The organism is Nocardioides sp. YIM 152315, from assembly GCF_029210375.1.
Classification (GTDB): Bacteria; Actinomycetota; Actinomycetes; order Propionibacteriales; family Nocardioidaceae; genus Nocardioides.
On the sequence record NZ_JARGER010000004.1, the window covers coordinates 1 to 2,177 of the forward strand.

General features: G+C 67.8%; 1 protein-coding gene and 1 pseudogene. Both read left to right on the forward strand.

What is annotated here, in order from left to right:
* The first annotated feature begins 346 nt into the window (after positions 1 to 346).
* Positions 347 to 1,582, forward strand: a complete 1,236-nt coding sequence (locus PZ894_RS00265; RefSeq protein WP_275741283.1) for an IS110 family transposase — start codon at positions 347 to 349, stop codon at positions 1,580 to 1,582.
* Between the two features lie 41 nt (positions 1,583 to 1,623).
* A pseudogene (locus PZ894_RS00270) lies at positions 1,624 to 2,136 on the forward strand (IS110 family transposase); the annotation flags it as partial.
* Positions 2,137 to 2,177 lie beyond the last annotated feature (41 nt).

The following is a 2,177-nucleotide window of genomic DNA, read 5'->3' on the forward strand; positions in this document are numbered from 1 at the left end:
CCCGATCGGCTGCGTGGTTTCGAGCTGGGTGGCGGCTTCGCTCGCCGATGCGTGGGGGGAAGGTATGCGGTGGTCACCGTGGCTGGCTCTTCCGTCCAGGGGATGGCGGGGGTGAGACTGTGGGGTGTGCCGCGGTCCGCAGCCGTTTGTCTCTAGCGCCACCGCCCGGGCGCTCGCCTGGGGATTGAGCCTGTTTTCGAGCTTGGCGCGGAGGGTCTCCGCGGGAACCGCGGATTGTCGCCATCGAGCACGTCTTACAGACTTCGAAAGATCTCTGGCCCTCTCTGTGGCACACGCCGTCTGTTCGCTGCCCGCGCGTGGTCGGGCTCGTTGAGGAGGTGTGACAGTGGAGGTCATTCACCGGCGGTGTGCCGGTATCGATATCGGTAAGAAGAGCGCGAAGGTGTGCGTCCGGGTCCAGGGGGCGGGATCACGGGCGACCAGTACGGAGGTCACCGATTGGGGCGCGATGACCCGCGAGGTGCTGACCCTGCGGGAGTACCTGGTGGCCCAGCAGGTCACGTGTGTGCTGATGGAGTCGACCAGCGACTACTGGAAGCCGTACTACTACCTGCTCGAAGACGCTGGGTTCGAGCTGGTCTTGGCCAACGCCGGTCATGTGAAGAACATCCCGGGCCGCAAGAGCGACGTCTCGGACGCGGTGTGGCTGGCGGACTTGGCCGCGCACGGGCTGGTGCGGGCCTCGTTCGTCCCGCCGCCGGCGATCCGTGATCTGCGGGATCTGACCCGGACTCGCACGATCATCGCCCGCGAGCGGGTGCGGGAGACCACGCGGCTGGAGAAGCGGCTGGAGTCACCGGGCATCAAGCTCTCGATCGTGGCCTCCGACCTCAACGGTGTCTCGGCACGGCGGATGCTGCGGGCGTTGGTCGACGGCGAGCGTGACCCCGAGGTGCTGGCCGATCTCGCGTTGGGCACGATGCGGGCCAAGCGAGACCTGCTCGTCGACGCCCTCACCGGCCGGTTCGGCGACCACGATGCGTTCATGATCGGCCTGCACCTGGACCGCATCGAGCAGCATGACCAAGCCATCGCCGGCCTCGATGAGCGGATCGAGGTGATGATCGAGCCCTTTCGTCACGCCCGCGACCTGCTGACCACCATCCCCGGCGTGTCCATCGTGGTCGCCGACGTGATCATCGCCGAGACCGGCGCCGACATGTCGATCTTTCCCTCACCTGCACACCTGGCTGCCTGGGCTGGCGTCGCACCCGGCCAGAACGAGTCGGCCGGACGCAAGAAGCAGACCACGACCCGTCCGGGGAACTCCTACCTCAAAGGCGCCCTGGGCATCGCTGCGTTCGCGGCCGCGGGCAGCAAGAACACCTACCTCGGCGCCCGTTACCGCCGCATCGCCGCCCGCCGCGGCGGGCTGCGTGCCGTGGTCGCGATCGAGCGGTCGATCCTGACCTCGGTCTGGCACATGCTCACCGACGACGCCGTCTACCGCGACCTGGGTGCCGACCACTACCAGCTCAGCCACCCCGACCAGATCAAGAGACGAGCCATCCGACAACTCCGCGCCCTCGGCCTCGAGGTCGACCTCCGACCCGCCAGCTGAACCCGAGGCCGAGGGCAAAGTCACCGGAACCTTCCTTACAGCGGATCGAGGTGATGATCGAGCCCTTTCGTCACGCCCGCGACCTGCTGACCACCATCCCCGGCGTGTCCATCGTGGTCGCCGACGTGATCATCGCCGAGACCGGCGCCGACATGTCGATCTTTCCCTCACCTGCACACCTGGCTGCCTGGGCTGGCGTCGCACCCGGCCAGAACGAGTCGGCCGGACGCAAGAAGCAGACCACGACCCGTCCGGGGAACTCCTACCTCAAAGGCGCCCTGGGCATCGCTGCGTTCGCGGCCGCGGGCAGCAAGAACACCTACCTCGGCGCCCGTTACCGCCGCATCGCCGCCCGCCGCGGCGGGCTGCGTGCCGTGGTCGCGATCGAGCGGTCGATCCTGACCTCGGTCTGGCACATGCTCACCGACGACGCCGTCTACCGCGACCTGGGTGCCGACCACTACCAGCTCAGCCACCCCGACCAGATCAAGAGACGAGCCATCCGACAACTCCGCGCCCTCGGCCTCGAGGTCGACCTCCGACCCGCCAGCTGAACCCGAGGCCGAGGGCAAAGTCACCGGAACCTTCCTTACAG